This is a genomic window from Thermus thalpophilus (assembly GCF_022760915.1).
GTDB classification, from domain to species: domain Bacteria; phylum Deinococcota; class Deinococci; order Deinococcales; family Thermaceae; genus Thermus; species Thermus thalpophilus.
The window spans coordinates 1-17,346 of sequence record NZ_JAKTNS010000015.1; the positions used below are offsets into that span (position 1 = coordinate 1).

At 68.3% G+C, this 17,346-nt stretch carries 17 protein-coding genes and 1 pseudogene; 7 read left to right on the forward strand and 11 right to left on the reverse strand.

What is annotated here, in order from left to right; genetic code table 11:
• Window positions 1-35 precede the first annotated feature (35 nt).
• Window positions 36-668, forward strand: a pseudogene (gene fbp, locus L0D17_RS06760) (fructose-1,6-bisphosphate aldolase/phosphatase); the annotation flags it as partial.
• Here the strand turns inward: fbp and paaZ are convergent.
• From paaZ to L0D17_RS06790, 6 genes are read right to left on the reverse strand one after another with little or no spacing between them, the layout of a single operon-like run.
• On the reverse strand, window positions 661-2,655 hold the full coding sequence (paaZ, locus tag L0D17_RS06765) for a phenylacetic acid degradation bifunctional protein PaaZ (RefSeq protein ID WP_243094582.1): 1,995 nt from the start codon (window positions 2,653-2,655) through the stop codon (window positions 661-663). The pseudogene fbp and the gene paaZ overlap by 8 nt on opposite strands.
• A 2-nt stretch (window positions 2,656-2,657) precedes the next feature.
• Window positions 2,658-3,113, reverse strand: a complete 456-nt coding sequence (paaD, locus tag L0D17_RS06770; protein WP_039460062.1) for a 1,2-phenylacetyl-CoA epoxidase subunit PaaD — start codon at window positions 3,111-3,113, stop codon at window positions 2,658-2,660.
• On the reverse strand, window positions 3,107-3,868 hold the full coding sequence (gene paaC / locus L0D17_RS06775; protein ID WP_243094539.1) for a 1,2-phenylacetyl-CoA epoxidase subunit PaaC: 762 nt from the start codon (window positions 3,866-3,868) through the stop codon (window positions 3,107-3,109). Before paaC ends, paaD begins: the two co-directional genes overlap by 7 nt.
• Window positions 3,858-4,382, reverse strand: coding sequence for a phenylacetic acid degradation protein (locus tag L0D17_RS06780; RefSeq protein WP_039460066.1), 525 nt, complete (start codon window positions 4,380-4,382; stop codon window positions 3,858-3,860). The genes paaC and L0D17_RS06780 overlap by 11 nt, the downstream gene beginning before the upstream one ends.
• A gap of 9 nt (window positions 4,383-4,391) precedes the next feature.
• On the reverse strand, window positions 4,392-5,363 hold the full coding sequence (gene paaA, locus L0D17_RS06785; RefSeq protein WP_039460067.1) for a 1,2-phenylacetyl-CoA epoxidase subunit PaaA: 972 nt from the start codon (window positions 5,361-5,363) through the stop codon (window positions 4,392-4,394).
• Entirely contained in the window at window positions 5,350-5,934 is a 585-nt protein-coding gene (locus tag L0D17_RS06790) for a TetR/AcrR family transcriptional regulator (protein ID WP_039460069.1), read from the reverse strand. The genes paaA and L0D17_RS06790 overlap by 14 nt, the downstream gene beginning before the upstream one ends.
• Window positions 5,935-6,057: 123 nt before the next feature.
• Between L0D17_RS06790 and L0D17_RS06795 the strand changes: the two genes are divergently transcribed.
• From L0D17_RS06795 to L0D17_RS06815, 5 genes are read left to right on the forward strand one after another with little or no spacing between them, the layout of a single operon-like run.
• Window positions 6,058-6,648, forward strand: a complete 591-nt coding sequence (locus L0D17_RS06795) for a TetR/AcrR family transcriptional regulator (protein ID WP_243094540.1) — start codon at window positions 6,058-6,060, stop codon at window positions 6,646-6,648.
• Entirely contained in the window at window positions 6,620-7,756 is a 1,137-nt protein-coding gene (locus L0D17_RS06800) for an acyl-CoA dehydrogenase family protein (protein WP_243094541.1), read from the forward strand. The genes L0D17_RS06795 and L0D17_RS06800 overlap by 29 nt, the downstream gene beginning before the upstream one ends.
• An 11-nt stretch (window positions 7,757-7,767) precedes the next feature.
• Window positions 7,768-8,223, forward strand: coding sequence for a MaoC family dehydratase (locus tag L0D17_RS06805; RefSeq protein WP_060384630.1), 456 nt, complete (start codon window positions 7,768-7,770; stop codon window positions 8,221-8,223).
• 37 nt (window positions 8,224-8,260) lie between these two features.
• A complete protein-coding gene (locus L0D17_RS06810) occupies window positions 8,261-9,877 on the forward strand; it encodes a long-chain fatty acid--CoA ligase (protein WP_243094542.1) in 1,617 nt (538 codons plus the stop codon).
• Between the two features lie 2 nt (window positions 9,878-9,879).
• The gene (locus tag L0D17_RS06815) at window positions 9,880-10,641 is read left to right on the forward strand and encodes an SDR family oxidoreductase (RefSeq protein WP_243094543.1); all 762 of its coding nucleotides are present in this window, start codon (window positions 9,880-9,882) and stop codon (window positions 10,639-10,641) included.
• Here L0D17_RS06815 and L0D17_RS06820 read toward each other — a convergent pair.
• The 3 genes from L0D17_RS06820 to L0D17_RS06830 all read right to left on the reverse strand — a co-directional run bounded on the left by L0D17_RS06820 (window position 10,638) and on the right by L0D17_RS06830 (window position 14,903).
• Window positions 10,638-11,579 carry a tyrosine-type recombinase/integrase gene (locus tag L0D17_RS06820; RefSeq protein WP_341474680.1) on the reverse strand — a complete coding sequence of 314 codons (942 nt, stop codon included), beginning with the start codon at window positions 11,577-11,579 and terminating at the stop codon, window positions 10,638-10,640. The genes L0D17_RS06815 and L0D17_RS06820 overlap by 4 nt on opposite strands.
• A gap of 273 nt (window positions 11,580-11,852) precedes the next feature.
• Window positions 11,853-14,357 (reverse strand): pyruvate, phosphate dikinase, encoded by a 2,505-nt coding sequence (gene ppdK / locus L0D17_RS06825; RefSeq protein WP_243094545.1) that lies wholly within the window; start codon window positions 14,355-14,357, stop codon window positions 11,853-11,855.
• A gap of 54 nt (window positions 14,358-14,411) precedes the next feature.
• Window positions 14,412-14,903 (reverse strand): thioredoxin family protein, encoded by a 492-nt coding sequence (locus tag L0D17_RS06830; RefSeq protein ID WP_243094546.1) that lies wholly within the window; start codon window positions 14,901-14,903, stop codon window positions 14,412-14,414.
• A gap of 83 nt (window positions 14,904-14,986) precedes the next feature.
• Between L0D17_RS06830 and L0D17_RS06835 the strand changes: the two genes are divergently transcribed.
• Window positions 14,987-16,183, forward strand: coding sequence for an MFS transporter (locus L0D17_RS06835; RefSeq protein ID WP_243094547.1), 1,197 nt, complete (start codon window positions 14,987-14,989; stop codon window positions 16,181-16,183).
• On the opposite strand, the gene L0D17_RS06840 is transcribed toward L0D17_RS06835, so the two are convergent.
• Both L0D17_RS06840 and L0D17_RS06845 read right to left on the reverse strand, forming a co-directional pair.
• Complete coding sequence (locus L0D17_RS06840; RefSeq protein ID WP_243094548.1) at window positions 16,124-16,918, reverse strand: SDR family NAD(P)-dependent oxidoreductase; 795 nt, start codon at window positions 16,916-16,918, stop codon at window positions 16,124-16,126. The two genes, L0D17_RS06835 and L0D17_RS06840, sit on opposite strands and share 60 nt — an antisense overlap.
• A complete protein-coding gene (locus tag L0D17_RS06845) occupies window positions 16,915-17,346 on the reverse strand; it encodes a thioesterase family protein (RefSeq protein WP_039459895.1) in 432 nt (143 codons plus the stop codon). The genes L0D17_RS06840 and L0D17_RS06845 overlap by 4 nt, the downstream gene beginning before the upstream one ends.

The following is a 17,346-nucleotide window of genomic DNA, read 5'->3' on the forward strand; positions in this document are numbered from 1 at the left end:
AAGCGGCTGGCTAGGGCCGCGTAGCTGGCCGTGGAGGACTTTTACGACAGCCTCTAAGGCCGGGCTTCCGCTTCCGCATCATGGATCTGGCCCAGACGGAGCGGGATAGCCACATCACCCTGGACGCCCCCGAGCGGCTTTACGATATCGCCACCCTGCTCCGCGACTCCCACCGCTTCGCCATAGAGTCCATCTGGTCCCGCAGGCACGGGGAGATCGCCGCGGTGGTGAGCACCACCCGGCTGCGGAACATCGCGGGGCGCTACGTGGGCAAGGACGATCCGGTGGCCCTCATCCGCACCCAGAAGATCTTCCCCGCCACCGAGGAGTTCGGTCCCCCCTTCGCCCTGGCCCCCTTTGTGGCCGGGGACACCCGGGGAAGCCACCATATGCCCCTGATGCCGGTGAGGGCCAACACCCAGGCTTCCAGCTTTTTCTGCGTGCCCATGGTCTGCGCCCTGGCCTTCTCCCTCAAGGAGGGGAAGCTTTCCGAGCCCGTGGACCTCTTCGCCGACCCCGTGTGGGACGCGGTGCGGGCCAAGGTGGTGGAGAAGGCCCAGGAGATGCGCCGGCAGGGCTTTTACGGCCCCGCCATGCTCCCCATGGAGGAGCTGGAGTACACGGGGATCGCCGAGCGGTTGAAGGAATTGGCCCAGGAGTTTAGCTAGCGCCCTTGCGGGCCACCAGGGTGAGGAGGGTGTAGCTGGCCACGGTCTTGCCCTCCTGGTTCACCACCTCCACCGCCCACTCCACCACCCCGGTACGCTCGTCCCGGGGGCGTTTGGCCTTCACCGTGAGGCGGGCCTGCAGGGTGTCCCCCGCGGCCACGGGCTCGGTGAAGCGGAGGCCCTCCAGGCCGTAGTTGGCGAGGACCGGCCCCGGGGCGGGGTCCACGAAGAGCCCAGCGGCCGCGGCCAGGACGAAGTACCCGTGGGCCACCCGCTTGCCGAAGAGGCTTTTTTGGGCGGCGAGCTCGTCCGTGTGGGCATAGAAGTGGTCCCAGGAGAGGTGGGCGAAGAAGGCGATGTCCGCCTCGGTGACGGTGCGGCGGTGGGTGGTGAGGGTTTCCCCCACCGCGAGCTCCTCGTAATGCTTCCGGAAGGGGTGGACCTGGGCGGGGGTCTCCGCCCCCTTGGCGTACTCCGAGAGGAGGGATTGGAGGGTCTTGGGGTCCCCCTGGAGGGCGAGGCGGGAGAGGTGGCGCTTCACGGAGAGGAGCCCGCCGAGCTCCTCCCCGCCCCCCGCCCGGCCCGGCCCCCCGTGGAGGAGGCGGGGAAGGGGAGAGCCGTGGCCCGTGGAGGTGTGGGCGTCGTGGCGGTTTAAGAGGTGGAGCCTCCCCACCTCTCCCGAGAGCCCCTGGAGGAAGAAGCGGGCCTCCTCGAGGTCCAAGGTGGCCAAGGTGGCCACGAGCATGCCCCCGCCCATGCGGGCGAGGCGCAGGGCCTCCTCCCGGGTGCGGTAGGGGAAGAAGGTGGCCACGGGCCCGAAGGGCTCCACCCGGTGGAGGGCCTCCTTCCAGGGGTCTCGGGCCAGGAGGAGGGTGGGGGGGAAGAAGGCTCCATCCCTTCGCCCCTCGTGCTGCCAGTAGACCTGGGCGCCCGCTTTCCGTAGGGCCGCCACCGCCGCCTCCACCTCCTCCTTCTGGGCTGAGGAGGCCAGGGGGCCCAGGTCCACCCCCTCCTCCCGGGGGTCGCCCAGGCGCAGGGGGGCGAGGCGGGCTTGGGTGGCCTCGAGGAGGTCCTGGAGCCTTCCCTCCGGCACCAAAACCCGGCGGATGGCGGTGCAGCGCTGCCCCGATTTGATGGTGAGCTCCTGGGCGATCTCCTCCGCCAGGCGCAAGAGCTCCTCTTCCCCCGCCCCTTCCCCCAGGATGGCGGCGTTTAAGGAGTCCGTTTCGGCGTTGAAGTGGGCCCCCCGTTCCAGGAAGGCGGGGTGGCGCCGGAGCTGGTCCGCCGTGGCCTTGGAGCCCGTGAAGTAGAGGCTGTCCCGGTAATCCAGGGCCTCCAGGGCGTCCCCTAGGCCGCCCGCCACGAACTGGAGGCTGCCTTCGGGGAGGAGGCCCGACTCCAGCATCATCCGGGCCAGGGCCTCCGCCACGTGGGCCGTGGGGGTGGCGGGCTTGACCAGGGTGGGAACCCCGGCCAGGAAAGCGGGGGCGAACTTCTCCAAAAGCCCCCAGACGGGAAAGTTGAAGGCGTTCACCTGGAGGGTGATCCCGCCCTTGGGCCCGAGGACGTGCCGCCCCTGGAAGGAGAGGTCCTTGGAAAGGGGGAGGTAGTCCTCCTCGGGGAGGAGGTTGCCCTCGGGGAGGGTGCGGGCGAGGCTGGCGTAAGCGTAGAGGACCCCGATGCCCCCGTCCACGTCGTACCAAGCGTCCCGCCGCGTGCCCCCGGTGGTGGCGTAGAGCCGGTAGAGGACCTCCTTGCGCTCGGAAAGGTACTGGGCCAGGGCCCTAAGCCGCCTTCCCCGCTCCTGGAAGCCTAAGGCCAAAAGGCCCTTTCCCCCCACCTCCCGCCCATGGGCCACGGCCTCCTTGAGGGGAAGCCCCCCCGCCGTGACCCGGGCGATCTCCTCGCCCGTGGCGGCGTCCCGAATGGGAACGCCCTCGCCTTCGCCTTCCCACCAAGCGCCTAGAAGGTAGCTTTGGAGCTTCATCCTCACACCGCCTTAAAGGCCTCAAACACCTCGCCGCAGGCACCGCACTGGTAGAGCATCTTGCAGAGGGTGGCCCCGAAGGCGTTTTTGAGGACCACCTCCCGGCTACCGCACCGGGGGCAAGGGGGGTCCTGGTGGGCCAGGGGGAGGGGCAGGGGTGGGGCGATGCCGTAGGCGGCAAGCTTTTCCTTGGCCTCCCCCGCCATGGCCTCCGTGGACCAAGGGGTGCGGGCCTCCTCCACCTCCACCGCCTCTGCCCCCGCCGCCTTCAGGGCCCGCACGATCTCCTCGCGGATGAGCCTAAGGGCGGGGCAGCCGGAGAAGGTGGGGCGGAAGCGCACCTTAACCCGGGATCCTTCCGCCTCCACCCCCAGGACCATCCCCATCTCCACGATGTTGAGGACGGGGATCTCGGGGTCCTTGACCCCCTTTAGGGCCTCCCAGTAGCGGTCTACCACGCCTTGGCCTCCGGGTCCCAGCGGGCCACGGACTGCATCTCCGCCAGCAGCGACCATAGGTACTCCGTGTGCTCCTTCCGGCTTTTGGGCACATAGCCCCCCTGGGGAGGCTTGAGCCCCGAGCGCTCCAGGTGCCGGGTGACCTCTTCCAGGTAGGGGGCCTCGAGGGCCCTCAGGTCCGGCACCACCCCCGCCTCCGCCAAGGCCTCCTCCTCCGGGAGGGGGATGAAAAGCTGCTTGGCGTAGGGGAAGAGGAGCTCTAAAGCTTCCTGGGCCCGGCGGTGGCTCTCCTCGGTGCCCAGGCCCAGGCGCTCCACCCAAAGGGCGGAGTGCCTCAGGTGGAAGCGCTCCTCCTTCAGGATGCGGCTTGCCGCTTCGGCCAAGGGTTCATAGGCGCTCCCTTGCGCCTCCTTGAGCCAAAGGTTCTCGTAGGCGTCAAAGAGGTACTGCCGCACCAGGGTGAAGGCCCAGTCCCCCTTGGGAAGCTCCACCAGGATGGCGTTTTGGTACTCCAGGGGGTCGCGGAGGAAGATCAGGCGGTCGGGGTCAGCGCCGTCCAGCTCCTGGCGGAGCTCCAGGTAGAGCTTGGCGTGGCCCAGCTCGTCCTGGGCCAGGTTGGCGATGGCGATGTCCTCCTCGAGGATGGGCGCGTGGCCCACCCACTCGGAAAGGCGCTGGGCCAGCACCACCTCGTCGTCGGCCAAGGCGGTTAGCTTGGCCACCAGGGCTTCCTTGAGGTAAGGGTCAAGGGGCATCCTCCACCTCCTTGGCGGTGACGAGGCCATAGTAGCTCTGCAGGCGGTAGGTCTTGTCCTTGGCCGGGGCGAACCAGCTCTCTATGACCTCCTCCTTGGGCTCCGTCCCCACCACCAGCCGCTCCGGCACCGCCCAGAAGGCCACCCCTTGGGCGTGGAGGAGGGCCTCCCGGATGGCCGAGGCTGGGCCCTTGGCCAGGAAGCGGCCCACCAGGTCCCCATACACCATGCTCCGGCGGTGGCTCCGCTTGGCGAAGACCCAGTAGGCCTCCTCCGGGCCCTCCTCCAACCCTTCGCTCCATGGGCCCTTCAGCCCCTCCTGGGTCACGTGGAAGAAGGCCTCCGCCGGAGCCACAAAGAGGGCGTAGGCGGAAGGCCGGCGCACGAAGACGTGCCGGGCCAGAAGGAGGGCGTGCTCGGGGTCGGTGGCGTGCACCGAGCCCACCATCTGGGGCGGGCTTTTGGGGGTGTCCTGCTTGATCACCTCGTAGCGGGGCCACTCGGTTCCCCACATGGCCGCCTCCTAGTCCGCCGCCTGCGCCAGGCGGCGCTTGGCGTGGGCCTCCATGGCCTCCCGCACCCAGCGCCCCTCCTCGTGGGCCCGCTCTCTTGCCAAAAGGCGGTGGCGGTTCATGGGGCCCTCCCCGTTGATGACCTTCCAGAACTCGTCCCAAGGGATGGGGCCGTGGACCCAGTTCCCCGTCTTCTCGTCGTAGCGGAGCTCGGGGTCTGGGGGGGTAAGCCCCGCCTCCAAAAGCTCCGGCACGTGCTCGTTCAGGAACTCCTGGCGGATCTGGTCGTTGGTCTTGGTCTTGATGCCCCAGCGCAGGAGGAGGGGAGTGTGGGGGGAGTCGGTGTCGTGGGGCCCCGCCATCATCAGGGTGGGCCACCACCAGCGGTTTAGGGCGTCCTGCACCATCTGCCGCTGCTTCCTGGACCCCCGGGCGTAGAGGAGGACCGCCTCCTTGCCCTGCTTGTGGTGGAAGGTTTCCTCGGCGCAGATGCGCACCATGGCCCGGGAATAGGGCCCGTAGGAGCACTGGGCCAGCATGGTCTGGTTCTTGATGGCCATGCCGTCCACCAGCCAGCCGATGATGCCCACATCGGCCCAGGTGAGGGTGGGGTAGTTGAAGATGTTGGAGTACTTGGCCCTTCCCGAAAGCAGGGCCTCCACCATCTCCTCCCGGGTCACCCCAAGGGTTTCCGCGGCGTGGTAGAGGTACTGGCCGTGCCCGGCCTCGTCCTGCACCTTGGCCAGGAGGATGAGCTTGCGCCTCAGGGAGGGGGCCCGGGTGATCCAGGCGCCCTCGGGAAGCATGCCCACCCACTCGCTGTGGGCGTGCTGGGAGATCATGCGGATGAGTTGCCTGCGGTACTCCGCCGGCATCCAGTCCCCGGGCTCAATCTTCTCCCCCCGGGCGATCCTGGCCTCAAACTCCGCAAGCCTTTCCGGGTAGTCTGGGTCCTCCGGGTAGCCGATCCTAAGCTTCACCATCCTTGCCTCCTTCCTCCACGCCCAGGGCCCGAAGCACGAGCCTGGCGTAGGCTTCCGCAAGCTCCTCCAGGGAAAGCGGCCCATCCGGGCGGTACCACTGGTAGGTCCAGTTGAGGGCGGAAAGGACGAAGAGGGTGGCGAGGCGCACGTTTTCCACGCGGAAGGCGCCCTTCTCCACCCCTTGCTGGATCACCCCTTGCACTCCTTCCTCGTAGCGGCGTCTGAGCGCCTTGGCCTCCTCCAGTAGGGGAGGCGAGAGGTGCTTCCACTCGTGGAAGAAGACCGTGGCCCGGGGGAGTTCCTCGGCGATGACCCGAAGGTGGCCCTTCACCAAGGCCCTCACCCGATCCACGGGGCTGCCTTCGGGAAGGCTTTCCAAAACGGCGAGGAAGCGCTCCGCCGCCTGGCGCACCACCTCCAGGAGGATCTCCTCCTTGGACTGGATGTGGGCGTAGAGGCTTCCCCCTTGCAGGTTCAGGTGGCGGGCGAGCTCCCGCATGCTGGTGGCGTGGTAGCCCCGCTGGCTGAAGAGGGTTCCGGCCACGTGGAGGATCTCGTCCCGGCGCTCCATGGCTAACGATCGTTTGTTAGTTTTGCACACCCGGGGCGAAGGGACAAGTGTCCCAGCTCACCTTTTCCCTTGACACAGGAGGGCGGTGGGTATAGGGTGTACTTACCGACCGGTCGGTGAGCCATGGTGACCACGACCAAAGACCGCATCCTCGAGGAGGCCGCCAAGCTCTTCACCGAGAAGGGCTACGAGGCCACCGGCGTCCAGGACATCGCCCAGGCCCTGGGCCTTTCCAAGGCGGCGCTGTACCATCACTTCCGGAGCAAGGAGGAGATCCTTTACGAGATCAGCTTGAAAGCCCTTTGGGGCCTGGTGCGGGCGGGGGAAGAGGCCATGGCCCACCCTGACCCGGAGGAGGCCCTTCTCCGCTTCATGGAGGCCCACGCCCGCTACTTTGAGGAGAACTACCCCTTCTTTGTCACCATGCTGCAAGGCATCAAAAGCCTTTCCCCGGAAAACCGGGCGGCCACCAATGAACTGCGGGACCGGCACGAGGCGAACCTCAGAAACATCCTCCGGCGGGGGGTGGAAGCGGGAGCCTTCCGCCCCGTGGACGTGGCCCTGGCGGGGCGGGCGGTGCTTTCCCTGCTCAACTGGATGATCCGCTGGTTCCGCCCCGGCAGCCCTAAGCGGGCGGTGGAGTTCGCCCGGGCTTACCATGACCTCATCTTGAGGGGGTTGAAGGATGGAGATCCCGGAGCACAAGGAGCTTAGAGAGGTGGCGCGTCGCTTCCTGCAGGAGGCGGCGCCCAAGCTAAAGGAGTACGAGGAAAAGGAGGTCTTCCCCTGGCCCCTGGTGGAGCGCATGGGGCATCTGGGCTTTTTGGGCGTCTTCGTCCCGGAGGAGCTGGGCGGGGCGGGGCTGGATTTCTTCGCCTACCTCGCCCTCTTGGAGGAGATGGGGGGGTACGCTTCCTTGCGCTCCATCCTCTCCGTGCAGCAGAGCCTGGTCCTAACCCCCCTCCTCGCCTACGGCACCGAGGCGCAGAAGCGGCGCTACGTGCCCCGCTTGGCCCGGGGGGAGATCCTCGGGGCCTTTGGCCTCACCGAGCCCGAGGCGGGCTCGGATGCGGCAAGCCTCCGCACCCGGGCCTACCGGGAAGGCGACCACTACGTGCTGGAGGGGCAGAAGACCTTCATCTCCCACGGCAACGTGGCGGAGGTCTTCCTCATCTTCGCCAAGACGGACCCGGAAAAGGGGGCTAGGGGCATTACTTGCTTCCTGGTGGAGCGGCAAGACGGGGTGAGGACGAGCCCCCTAAAGGGGAAGCTCGGCCTGAAGGCGGCGGATACGGGGATGGTGTTCTTGGATGGGGTGCGGGTGCCGAAGGAAAGGGTTTTGGGACGGGAGGGGGAGGGCTTTAAGATCGCCCTTTCCACCTTGGACACGGGCCGCATCTCCTTGGCGGCGGGGGCGGTGGGGCTTATGCAAAGGGCTTTGGATCTCTCCCTCGCCTACGCCCGGGAGAGGAAGCAGTTTGGCAAGCCCCTGGCGGCCTTCCAGCTCATCCAGGAGCACCTTGCGGCCATGAAGCTGGACCTCGAGGCGAGCCGCCTCCTCACCTACCGGGCGGCCCAAAAGAAGGTGAGGGGGGAGGCGTATACCCTCGAGGCCAGCATGGCCAAGCTCTTCGCCTCCGAGGCCGCCAACCGGGTGGCTTACCGGGCCATCCAGGTCCACGGGGGGTACGGCTTCTTTGAGGAGTACGAGGTGGCGAGGCTCTATCGGGATGCCCGCATCCTCACCCTTTACGAGGGGACGAGCGAGGTGCAGAAGCTCATCATCGGGGCCCACCTCACGGGGATTCGGGCCTTCGCCTAAGGAGGGAACCCATGCCCATGTACTTTGAGGACTTTGAGGTCGGCCAGCGCTTCACCACCCCGGCCCGCACCGTCACCGAGGCGGACGTGGTGAACTTCGCTGGGGTCTCGGGGGACTACAACCCCATTCACACCGACGCCGAGTTCGCCAAGTCCACCCCCTTCGGCCAGCGCATTGCCCACGGGCTTCTGGTCCTTTCCATGCTCACGGGGCTCAGGCAGCGCGCGGGCCACTTTGAGGGGACGATCATCGCTTGGCTGGAGATCCGGAACTACAGGTTCCTGAAGCCCGTCTTCATCGGGGACACGGTCCGGGGGGAAAGCGAGATCCTGGAGAAGCGGGAGACCTCCAAGCCCGACCGGGGCATCCTGGTGCAGCGGGTGAGGGTCTACAACCAAAGGGGCGAGGTGGTGCAGGAAGGGGAGTTCGTGACCATGGTGCGGCGGAGGCCCTCCCCGGGCGCCTAAGGGTTATACTGGGTCTAACCCAATGGAGGGGGAAAGGATGAACGCGTTCCCGAGCACCATGATGGACGAGGAATTGAACCTTTGGGACTTCCTGGAGCGGGCGGCGGAGCTTTTCGGGAGGAAGGAGGTGGTCTCCCGCCTCCACACCGGGGAAATCCACCGCACCACCTACGCCGAGGTCTACCAAAGGGCCAGGAGGCTCATGGGGGGCCTCAAGGCCCTAGGGGTGGGGGTGGGAGACCGGGTGGCTACCTTGGCCTTCAACCACTTCCGCCACCTCGAGGCCTACTTCGCCGTCCCCGGAATGGGGGCGGTCCTCCACACGGCCAACCCAAGGCTTTCCCCCAAGGAGATCGCCTACATCCTAAACCACGCCGAGGACAAGGTCCTCCTCTTTGACCCCAACCTCCTGCCCTTGGTGGAGGCCATCCGGCCCGAACTGAAAACGGTGCAGCACTTCGTGGTTATGGACGAGCAGGCCCCGGAGGGCTACCTGGCCTACGAGGAGGTCCTGGGGGAGGAACAGGACCCCGTGCGGGTGCCGGAGCGGGCCGCCTGCGGCATGGCCTACACCACCGGGACCACCGGCCTGCCCAAGGGGGTGGTCTACAGCCACCGGGCCCTGGTCCTCCAGAGCCTGGCGGGCAGCCTCACGGACGGCACCGCCCTCTCGGAGGCGGACGTGGTCCTCCCGGTGGTCCCCATGTTCCACGTGAACGCCTGGTGCCTGCCCTACGCCGCCACTATGGTGGGGGCCAAGCAGGTCCTGCCCGGGCCCAGGCTGGACCCCGCCTCCCTGGTGGAGCTCTTTGACGGGGAAGGGGTGACCTTCACCGCCGGGGTGCCCACGGTCTGGCTCGCCCTGGCAGACTACCTGGAAAGCACGGGCCACCGCCTCAGGACCCTAAAGCGCCTGGTGGTGGGGGGCTCGGCGGCTCCCCGGAGCCTTATCGCCCGCTTTGAGGCCATGGGGGTGGAGGTGCGCCAGGGCTACGGCCTCACCGAGACCTCCCCCGTGGTGGTGGTGAACTTCATCAAAAGCCACCTGGAGAAAGATCTTACCCCCGAGGCCCGCATCGCCTTCAAGGCCAAAACCGGCCTCCCCATCCCCCTGGTGCGCCTAAGGGTGGCGGACGAGGAGGGCCGCCCCGTGCCCAAGGACGGGAAGGCCCTGGGGGAGGTCCAGCTCAAGGGGCCCTGGATCACCGGGGGCTACTACAAGAACGAGGAGGCCACGCGGAGCGCCCTCACCCCGGACGGCTTCTTCCGCACCGGGGACATCGCCACCTGGGACGAGGAAGGGTACATAGAGATCAAGGACCGGCTCAAGGACCTGATCAAATCGGGCGGGGAGTGGATCTCCAGCGTGGACCTGGAAAACGCCCTCATGGGCCACCCCAAGGTGAAGGAGGCGGCGGTGGTGGCCATCCCCCACCCCAAGTGGCAGGAGAGGCCCTTGGCGGTGGTGGTGCCCAGGGGCGAGAAGCCCACCCCGGAGGAGCTGAACGAACACCTCCTAAAGGCCGGCTTCGCCAAGTGGCAGCTTCCCGACGCCTACGTCTTCGTGGAGGAGATCCCGAGGACCTCGGCGGGCAAGTTCCTCAAGCGGGCCCTTAGGGAGCAGTACAAGGACCTCTACCAGGGGGCCTCCTGAGGATGTTCCTGGGGAAGTTTCGCTTGGACGGGAAAGCGGCCCTGGTGACGGGAGGGTCGCGGGGGCTTGGCCTCGAGGCCGCCCTGGCCCTCAAGGAGGCGGGGGCTAAGGTGGCGGTGATGGCCCGGCGGGCGAGCTTTTTTGAGGAGGCCCGGGCCCAGTTGGGCGAAGATGCCCTCTACTTAGAAGGGGACGTGCGGGACGAGGCCCGCCTCGAGGCCATCGCCGAGGAGGTGGAGGAGAAGCTCGGGCCCCTCACCATCCTGGTGAACGCCGCCGGAATCACCTGGGGGGCGCCTTCCCTGGAGATGCCCGTGGAGAAGGTGCGGGAGGTTTTGGAAGTGAACCTGGTGGGGGCCTTTCTGGCGAGCCGGGTGGCGGCCCGGCGCATGAAGGAAAGGGGCTACGGCAAGATCGTCCACATCGCCTCCGTGGCCGGGCTCAAGGGGGAGTACCCCGAGGTGCTGGACGCCGTGGGCTACTCCGCCTCCAAGGGGGGCCTCATCGCCATGACGCGGGATTTGGCGGTGAAGTGGGGGCGGTGGGGCATCCGGGTGAACGCCTTGGCCCCCGGCTTTTTCCCCACCCGCATGACGGAAAAGGTCCTGCCTCGGGCCGAGCCCCTCCTCAAGGCCACCCTACCCCTAGGCCGCCCGGGAAGGCCCGGGGAGCTTGGGGGGGCGGTGCTTTTCCTGGCCAGCCCCGCCTCGGACTACATCACGGGGGTGGTGCTGCCCGTGGATGGGGGGGCCACGGCGCTTTAGAGGTCGGGAAGTCTCCCGGCCGCCTCCTTGAGCCTTTCCCGGGAGGCGTGGAGGTAGATTTGGGTGGTGGCGATGGACTCGTGACCAAGGAGGTCCTTCACCGCATCCAGCTCCACCCCCACCTCCACCAGGAGGGTGGCGTAGGCGTGGCGGAGCTTGTGGGGGGTGAAGCGCCGGGGGTCCAGGCCCGCCCGGAGGGCGGCCTCCCGGAACTTGGCCTCCACGTAGCGGGCGGAGGGGACGCGGCCCTGGCGGCGCCCCTGCGAGAAAGTGAAAACGGGCACATTACCCTGGGGAGGGCCCAGTTCCATCAGTACCTCCCGGGCCGTCTTGGAAAGGGGCACGAGCCGTTCCTTGTTACCCTTGCCCACCACCCGCACCGCCGCCGGCAGGCCCCCTTCCAGCACCACGTTGCGCCCCTTGAGGGAAAGGGCCTCGGAGATGCGAAGGCCGGTGCCGTAGAGGAAGCGGGCCAAGGCGGTGAGAAGCCTCGCCTCCTTTTCCTCGGAAAAGGCCGAAAGGAAGCGCTTTAGCTCCTCGGGGGTTGGGTGCAGGGGAAGCCTGCGGCCCGCCTTGGGCCGACCGATGCCCTCCGTGGGGTCTTCCACCGCCTCGCCCCGCACCTGGGCCAGGTAGCGGTAGTAGCTCCTTAGGGCCGCGAGGAACCCCTGGACCCGCCTGGGGGCCCAGCGCTCCTGCAAGAGGAGGACCCGCACCGCCTCGGGGCCTGGGGGAAGCTCCTGGGCCTTTAGGAAGCGGAACCAGAAGGCCAGGTCCTGGAGGTAGCGGCGCACCCCCCGGGGGGAGTAGCCCCGTTCCAGGAGGAGGTATTCCGCATAGGGGGCAAGGGGAAGGAGGGCGCTGTCGGGGCTTGTAATGCCTAGGGTTTTCCAAAGAATGTGGGCGGGGGCGCTGGGGTCCATGGGGGCATTATACATGCGCGAAATGTACCTTTCGCGAACACAGGGGAAGCCACCACCAGAGCGCCCAGTCCCAGCCCCGCCACAGGTCCGGCCGCTTCCGCCCAGACGGAAAAAGGCTTCCTGGGCCTCGAGGGAAAGTTCCAGCCGCAGGGGGTGAGGTCGTGCCCGCCATCGTTAGGGCTCGGCGGCGGCGGAAAGGCGTACCGGGGGTGGACCTTCACCGCTAGGCCCGGCGCCTCCTCTTCCACCATCCGGGGGTGTTCCTACCCCAATCGCCCGCCTAACCCCCTAAACCCCTACCCCTTGCCGGAGCCCCGCCTGGGCGGCGGCCAGGCGGGCGGTGAGGACCCGGTAGGGGCTCGCCGAGGTGTAGTCCAGAAGCTCCGCCACGAAGCGAACGCTTCCCGCCTCGCCCCCGTGCTCCCCGCAGAGGCCGAGCTTGAGCCTGGGGTTGGCCCGCCTGCCCTCCTCCTCCGCCAGCCTTAGAAGCTTCCCCACCCCCTTCTCGTCCAGGCGCTCCGTGGGGTCAAAGGGGAACAGCCCCTCCTCCACGTACCGGGGCAGGAACTTCCCGGCGTCGTCCCGGGAGAGGCCAAAGGTCATCTGGGTGAGGTCGTTGGTGCCGAAGCTGAAGAAGTCCACCAAGGGAGCGATCTCCCCCGCCAGGAGGGCGGCCCTCGGGGTTTCTATCATGGTGCCGAAGGGGATGGGGCCGTACTGGGCGAAGAGTTCCTCCGCCAACAGGCGGGCCCTTTCCACCTCCTTGGGGTCCGCCACCAGGGGAACCATGACCTCGGGGTGGGGGTCAAGCCCCTCTTCCCTTAGCTCCTTGGCCGCCTCGAGGAGGGCCTTAAGCTGCATGCGGAAGATGGCGGGCCTTAAGAGGAGGAGCCTAACTCCCCGGAAGCCCAGCATGGGGTTCGCCTCCTGGAGGGCCTTCGCCCGCTCCAATAGGCGGGCGGCTTCCCCGTCCCCCGCCTTGACCGCCTCTTCCAGCTCGGCCAAGGGCGGTAGGAACTCGTGAAGGGGCGGGTCCAAAAGCCGCACGGTGACGGGAAGCCCGTCCATGGCCCGGAGGATTTCCTTGAAGTCCTCCTTTTGGAAGCGGAAAAGCTCCTCCAGGGCTTCCCTTTCCTCCTCCTCCGTCTGGGCCAGGATGAGCCGGCGCACCCAGGGGAGCCGCTCTTCCTGGAAGAACATGTGCTCGGTGCGGCAAAGCCCAATCCCCTCGGCGCCGAAGGCGCGGGCCCTTCGGGCGTCCTCTGGGGTGTCGGCGTTGGCCCTCACCCCAAGGCGCCTGAAGGGCTCGGCCCAGGAAAGGAGCTTCTGCAAAAGGGCTTCCCCTTCCGCCTCCACCAGGGGCACCGTCCCCAGGTAAATCTCTCCCGTGCTCCCGTCCAGGGTGAGGAGGTCCCCTTCCCGGATCTCCACCCCGTCCACCACGGCCCTCCCCTCCTCCGGGTAGACCCTTAGGACCTCGGCCCCCACCACCGCCGGCACCCCCAGGCCCCGGGCCACCACCGCCGCGTGGGAGGTGAGGCCGCCCCGGGCGGTGAGGATGCCCCTGGAGAGGTACATGCCCGTGATGTCCTCCGGGGTGGTCTCCGGGCGAATAAGGATGGTGGGGAGGCCCTGGGCGTTAAGGCGCTCCGCCCCCTCGTTGGAGAAGACGGCGTGGCCGCTGGCGGCCCCCGGGCTTGCGGGAAGCCCCTTGAGGAGGGGCCTGGGGGCCTTGTCCCGGTCCACGCTGGGTTTGAGGAGGCCGGGGAGGGCGTTGGCCTCCACCCTCAAGACCGCCTCCTCCTTGGAGATGAGGCCCTCCTCCGCCATCTCCACGGCGATGCGCACCGCCGCCTTGGCCGTGCGTTTGCCGGAGCGGGTCTGCAGGAGGTAAAGCCGCCCCTTTTCCACGGTGAACTCAAAGTCCTGCATGTCGCGGAAATGGCGCTCCAGCCGCTCCGCCACCTCTAGGAGCTCGGCGTAAAGGGCGGGGGCGTAGTCCTGGAGGCGCTCCAGGGGCTCGGGGGTGCGGATGCCCGCCACCACGTCCTCCCCTTGGGCGTTGCGCAGGTACTCCCCGTAGAGGCGCTTCTCCCCGGTGACGGGGCTCCGGGTGAAGCCCACCCCGGTGCCCGAGTCCTCCCCCAGGTTGCCGTAGACCATGGCCTGGACCACCACCGCCGTGCCCAGGTCCTCGGGGATGCCGTAGATGCGGCGGTAGGTTCTGGCCCGGGGGTTGAGCCAGCTCCGGAAGACCGCCTCCACGGCGGCGGAAAGCTGCGCCCAAGGGTCCATCACCCTCCGCTCCGCCTTCAAGGCGGCGAGCATCCCCTCAAAAACCTCCGCCTTCTCCCCCAGGACCACCTCCCCGTACATGGCCAGGAGGCGGCGGAAGGTGTCCCAGGCGAAGCGGGGGTTTTCCGCGGCCCGGGCCAGGGCCTCCACCCCTTCCAGGGTGAGGCCCAGGTTCAAGATGGTGTCCATCATCCCCGGCATGGACACCGGGGCCCCGCTCCGCACGGAGACCAAAAGGGGAGGGGTCTTCCCCTCCCCCTGGCCGAAGCGCTTCCCGGTTAGGCCCTCGAGGGCCGCCATCTTAAGGCGTACCTCCTCCATAAGGCCCGGCACCTCGCCCCGCTCCAGGTAGGCGCGGCAGGCCTCCGTGGTGATAATCAAGGCCGGGGGTACGGGAAGCCCCGCCCCCGCCATGGCCACAAGGCCATACCCCTTGCCCCCGAGGAGGTCCTTGGAAAGGCCCTGGGCCTCCGAAAGCAGGAATACACGGCTTTCCACATCCCGAGTATCCGGGAGGGCGTGGAAACGTGGAAAGGTGTACTCCCGGGAAGGCTACACCGTTCGCCCTTGGGGAACCAGGAGGGCTCGCCACTCGGCCAGCATGGCCTGGGCGAAGCGGGGAAAGGCCTCGTGGTAGCGGCGCAAGAGCTCCCCCGGGGGCACCCCCTCCGCCTTGAGCTTCCCCAAGAAGGCGCGGGCCTCCCCGGGGGGCCCGTGCCAGCGGGCAAGCTCCTCCCAATCCTCCCCCAGGAAGACCACGGTGGGAACGATGCGCTTGCCCTCCTTGGCGTACCGCTCGGCCAGGTCCGGGTTCTCGTCCCGGAAGAGGAAACGGACCCCTAAGGGAAGCCTCGCCAACACGGGGATGGCCTGGAGGCAGTCCGGGCACCAGGCTTCCACCAGGGCCAGGACCCGGGCCGCCCCCGGAAGGGGATCCAAAGGTTCCAGGAGCTGGTAAAAGGCCTCCACCCGTGTCCGCCCTGCGCCTAGCCTGGGAAGAAGTGCCTCATAGGAAAGCCCCTGGGTCCAACGCTCGGAAAGCATGGCCCCATGGTGCGCCCAAGCCCCCCTGAAGGGCAAGGAGGGCCATCACACCCGTTCCGGCGCGCGGGAATTAGGCTTAGCCCATGGACCGGCGGCTTTTCGCCCTCCTTTCCGGGGTGCTCCTGGGGACGATCAACGAAAGCAGCCTGGCCCCAGCGCTTCCCCTCCTTCAGAAGACCTTCGCCGTGGGGCCGGAGGCGGCCCAGGGCGTGGTGTCCATGGGACTTCTGGGGGCGGCCCTGGCCTACTTGCCCGTGGCGGGCCTGGCGGGGCGGGTGGGGGCGGCGAAGCTCTTCCGGCTGGGGCTTCTCCTCCACGCCCTCTTCGCCCTCCTCCTGGCCTTGGCCCCAGGGGTGTGGGCCCTTTACCTCCTCCGCTTCCTCCAGGGGTTGGCCACGGCCATGGTGGTGGGGCTCGTGCCCGGCCTGGCCGCCACCGCCTTCCCCAGCGCCCGGGGCTACGCCCTGGGTATGGTGGCGAGCACGGTGGCCACGGGCACCCTCCTGGGCCCGGCCTTAGGGGGGCTTGCCGCTGGCAAAAGCCTCTCCCTCGTTTTCCTCCTCCCCCTTCCCGCCGCCTTTTTGGCCCTTCTCCTTTCGGGCGATCTGCCAAGCCTACCGGAACAAGGAGGTTCTCTGAAACAACTCCTCTCCGCCCCCGGGTTCCTCCGGGCCCTTCTCGCCACGGGGCTTTACTTCGCCCACACCCTGGGGACCACGGTGGCCTTAAGCTTCCACCTGGGGGCCGAGGGGCTATCCTCCAGGGCCATCGGGGGGCTTCTCCTCCTGGGGCCCTTGCAGCTCCTCCTCCTCGGGGCTTGGGCGGGCAGGCTGGCGGACCGGAAGGGCTACCGGCGGGTGGCTCGCCTCGGGGCCCACCTCCTCCTGGGGACGGGAGTGGCCTTCGCCTTCTTGCCCCTGATTCACCCCCTTTGGGGGGCTGCCTTGGGCCTCGCCCTCCTCGGGGTGGGGCGGGCCCTGTTCCAGGCGGCTAACAACGCCCTGGTCCTTTCCCTCGCCCCTTCGGGCACGGAGGGGCTCGCCTCGGGGGCCCTTTCCGTGGCCCGCTCCTTGGGGCAGGCCCTGGGAAGCGCCCTGGCCGGGGGGAGCCTGGGGCTTTTCCACCGGGCTTTCCCCCACCATGGCCCGGCCTTCGCTGCCGCCGCCCTTCTCCTCGCGGGGCTCATGGGGCTCGCCGCCCTTTTGGTGCGGGGGAAGGACCTAGCCCAGGAGGTGGGCCATGCGGCGCCCGATGATCCGGGCAGCGAGGAGGGGGCTTAAGCGGTGGAGGAGGTCCATGGTGCGGGCGTCCCGGCCCAGGAGCACCCGGAAGGCATCCCGCTCCACGGCGTCCAGGAGGATGCGGGCGGCTGCCTGGGGTTCCAAAACGGGCACCTTCGCCCCCTCGGCCCCAGGGGCTTCCACCCCCGAGTGCTGCGCGATCCCCGTGCGCATGGCCCCGGGCAGGGCCAAGGTGACCCGCACGGGGGTGCCCTGGAGCTCGGCCCAAAGGGCCTCGGTGAGGAGCATCACCGCCGCCTTGGAGGCCCCGTAGACCGCCTGCCCCGGCACCGGCACGAAAGCCCCCATGCTGGAAACGTTCACCAGGTGGGCCTCGGGGCGCTTGAGGAGCCTGGGCAGAAAGGCTCGGGTCATGTGGAGGGTCCCGTAGAAGTTCACCCGCATCACCCGCTCCATGGCCGCCTCGTCCAGGTCCAGGAGCCGCTTAAAGGGCTGGATGATGCCGGCGTTGTTGATGAGGCCGTCCACCCGCCCGTGCGCTTCTTCCACCTCCTCGGGCAAGGCTAGCACCCTCGCCTTATCGGTGACGTCCAAAGGGTGAAGGCTAAGCCCAGGGGCCAGGCTCCCCGCCTGGGCCTGGGTTTCCCGTAGGCCCTCCTCCCTTAGGTCCACCGCCGCCACCCTTGCCCCCCGCCGGAGGAGTTCCAGGGTGAGGGCCTGGCCCAATCCGCTTCCCGCCCCCGTGACCACCACCACCTTGCCGGCGAGCTTCATGGGCCCAGCATACCCTTCTTCACCTGCCAGCGCTCCCGGAGCTGGGCGAAGAGGGCTTCCACCTTGGCCTTGGGCAGGATTACCTGCTCCGTGCGCCCCACGCCGATGAGGTCGCCGAGCTCGTTATAGGCCTCCATGGTGGCGTGGACCCGGTTGCCCTCGGTCCGCTCGTGCCGGGCGACGATCCTGACCCGCATCCCCGGGAGGGCCGAGGCCAGGTGGCGCACCTCCACGTAGCTCCCGATCCCCTCCTCCCCTTCCTCCAGAAAGGGGAGGATGATCTTCCGCCCGGCGAGCTCCATGTGCTTGGCCATCCAGTAGGTGGCGTAAACGGGGTGGACGGGCCCGAGCTCCTCAAAGTCCACGGTCATGGCCTCGGTGACCACCGTTTCAAAGGTGGCCTCGTAGCCTTCGGGTATGGGGCGCAT

Excerpts from the sequence above, each read along its gene's own strand:
- paaA (WP_039460067.1), bottom strand. The coding sequence starts at position 5,363 with ATGGTGAAGCTTAGGATCGGCTACCCGGAGGACCCAGACTACCCGGAA.
- L0D17_RS06845 (WP_039459895.1), bottom strand. The coding sequence starts at position 17,346 with ATGCGCCCCATACCCGAAGGCTACGAGGCCACCTTTGAAACGGTGGTC.
- L0D17_RS06830 (WP_243094546.1), bottom strand. The coding sequence starts at position 14,903 with ATGCTTTCCGAGCGTTGGACCCAGGGGCTTTCCTATGAGGCACTTCTT.
- paaZ (WP_243094582.1), bottom strand. The coding sequence starts at position 2,655 with ATGAAGCTCCAAAGCTACCTTCTAGGCGCTTGGTGGGAAGGCGAAGGC.
- L0D17_RS06805 (WP_060384630.1), top strand. The coding sequence starts at position 7,768 with ATGCCCATGTACTTTGAGGACTTTGAGGTCGGCCAGCGCTTCACCACC.
- L0D17_RS06800 (WP_243094541.1), top strand. The coding sequence starts at position 6,620 with ATGGAGATCCCGGAGCACAAGGAGCTTAGAGAGGTGGCGCGTCGCTTC.
- L0D17_RS06835 (WP_243094547.1), top strand. The coding sequence starts at position 14,987 with ATGGACCGGCGGCTTTTCGCCCTCCTTTCCGGGGTGCTCCTGGGGACG.
- L0D17_RS06840 (WP_243094548.1), bottom strand. The coding sequence starts at position 16,918 with ATGAAGCTCGCCGGCAAGGTGGTGGTGGTCACGGGGGCGGGAAGCGGA.
- L0D17_RS06790 (WP_039460069.1), bottom strand. The coding sequence starts at position 5,934 with ATGGAGCGCCGGGACGAGATCCTCCACGTGGCCGGAACCCTCTTCAGC.
- L0D17_RS06815 (WP_243094543.1), top strand. The coding sequence starts at position 9,880 with ATGTTCCTGGGGAAGTTTCGCTTGGACGGGAAAGCGGCCCTGGTGACG.
- L0D17_RS06810 (WP_243094542.1), top strand. The coding sequence starts at position 8,261 with ATGAACGCGTTCCCGAGCACCATGATGGACGAGGAATTGAACCTTTGG.
- paaC (WP_243094539.1), bottom strand. The coding sequence starts at position 3,868 with ATGCCCCTTGACCCTTACCTCAAGGAAGCCCTGGTGGCCAAGCTAACC.
- L0D17_RS06820 (WP_341474680.1), bottom strand. The coding sequence starts at position 11,579 with ATGTATAATGCCCCCATGGACCCCAGCGCCCCCGCCCACATTCTTTGG.
- L0D17_RS06795 (WP_243094540.1), top strand. The coding sequence starts at position 6,058 with ATGGTGACCACGACCAAAGACCGCATCCTCGAGGAGGCCGCCAAGCTC.
- L0D17_RS06780 (WP_039460066.1), bottom strand. The coding sequence starts at position 4,382 with ATGTGGGGAACCGAGTGGCCCCGCTACGAGGTGATCAAGCAGGACACC.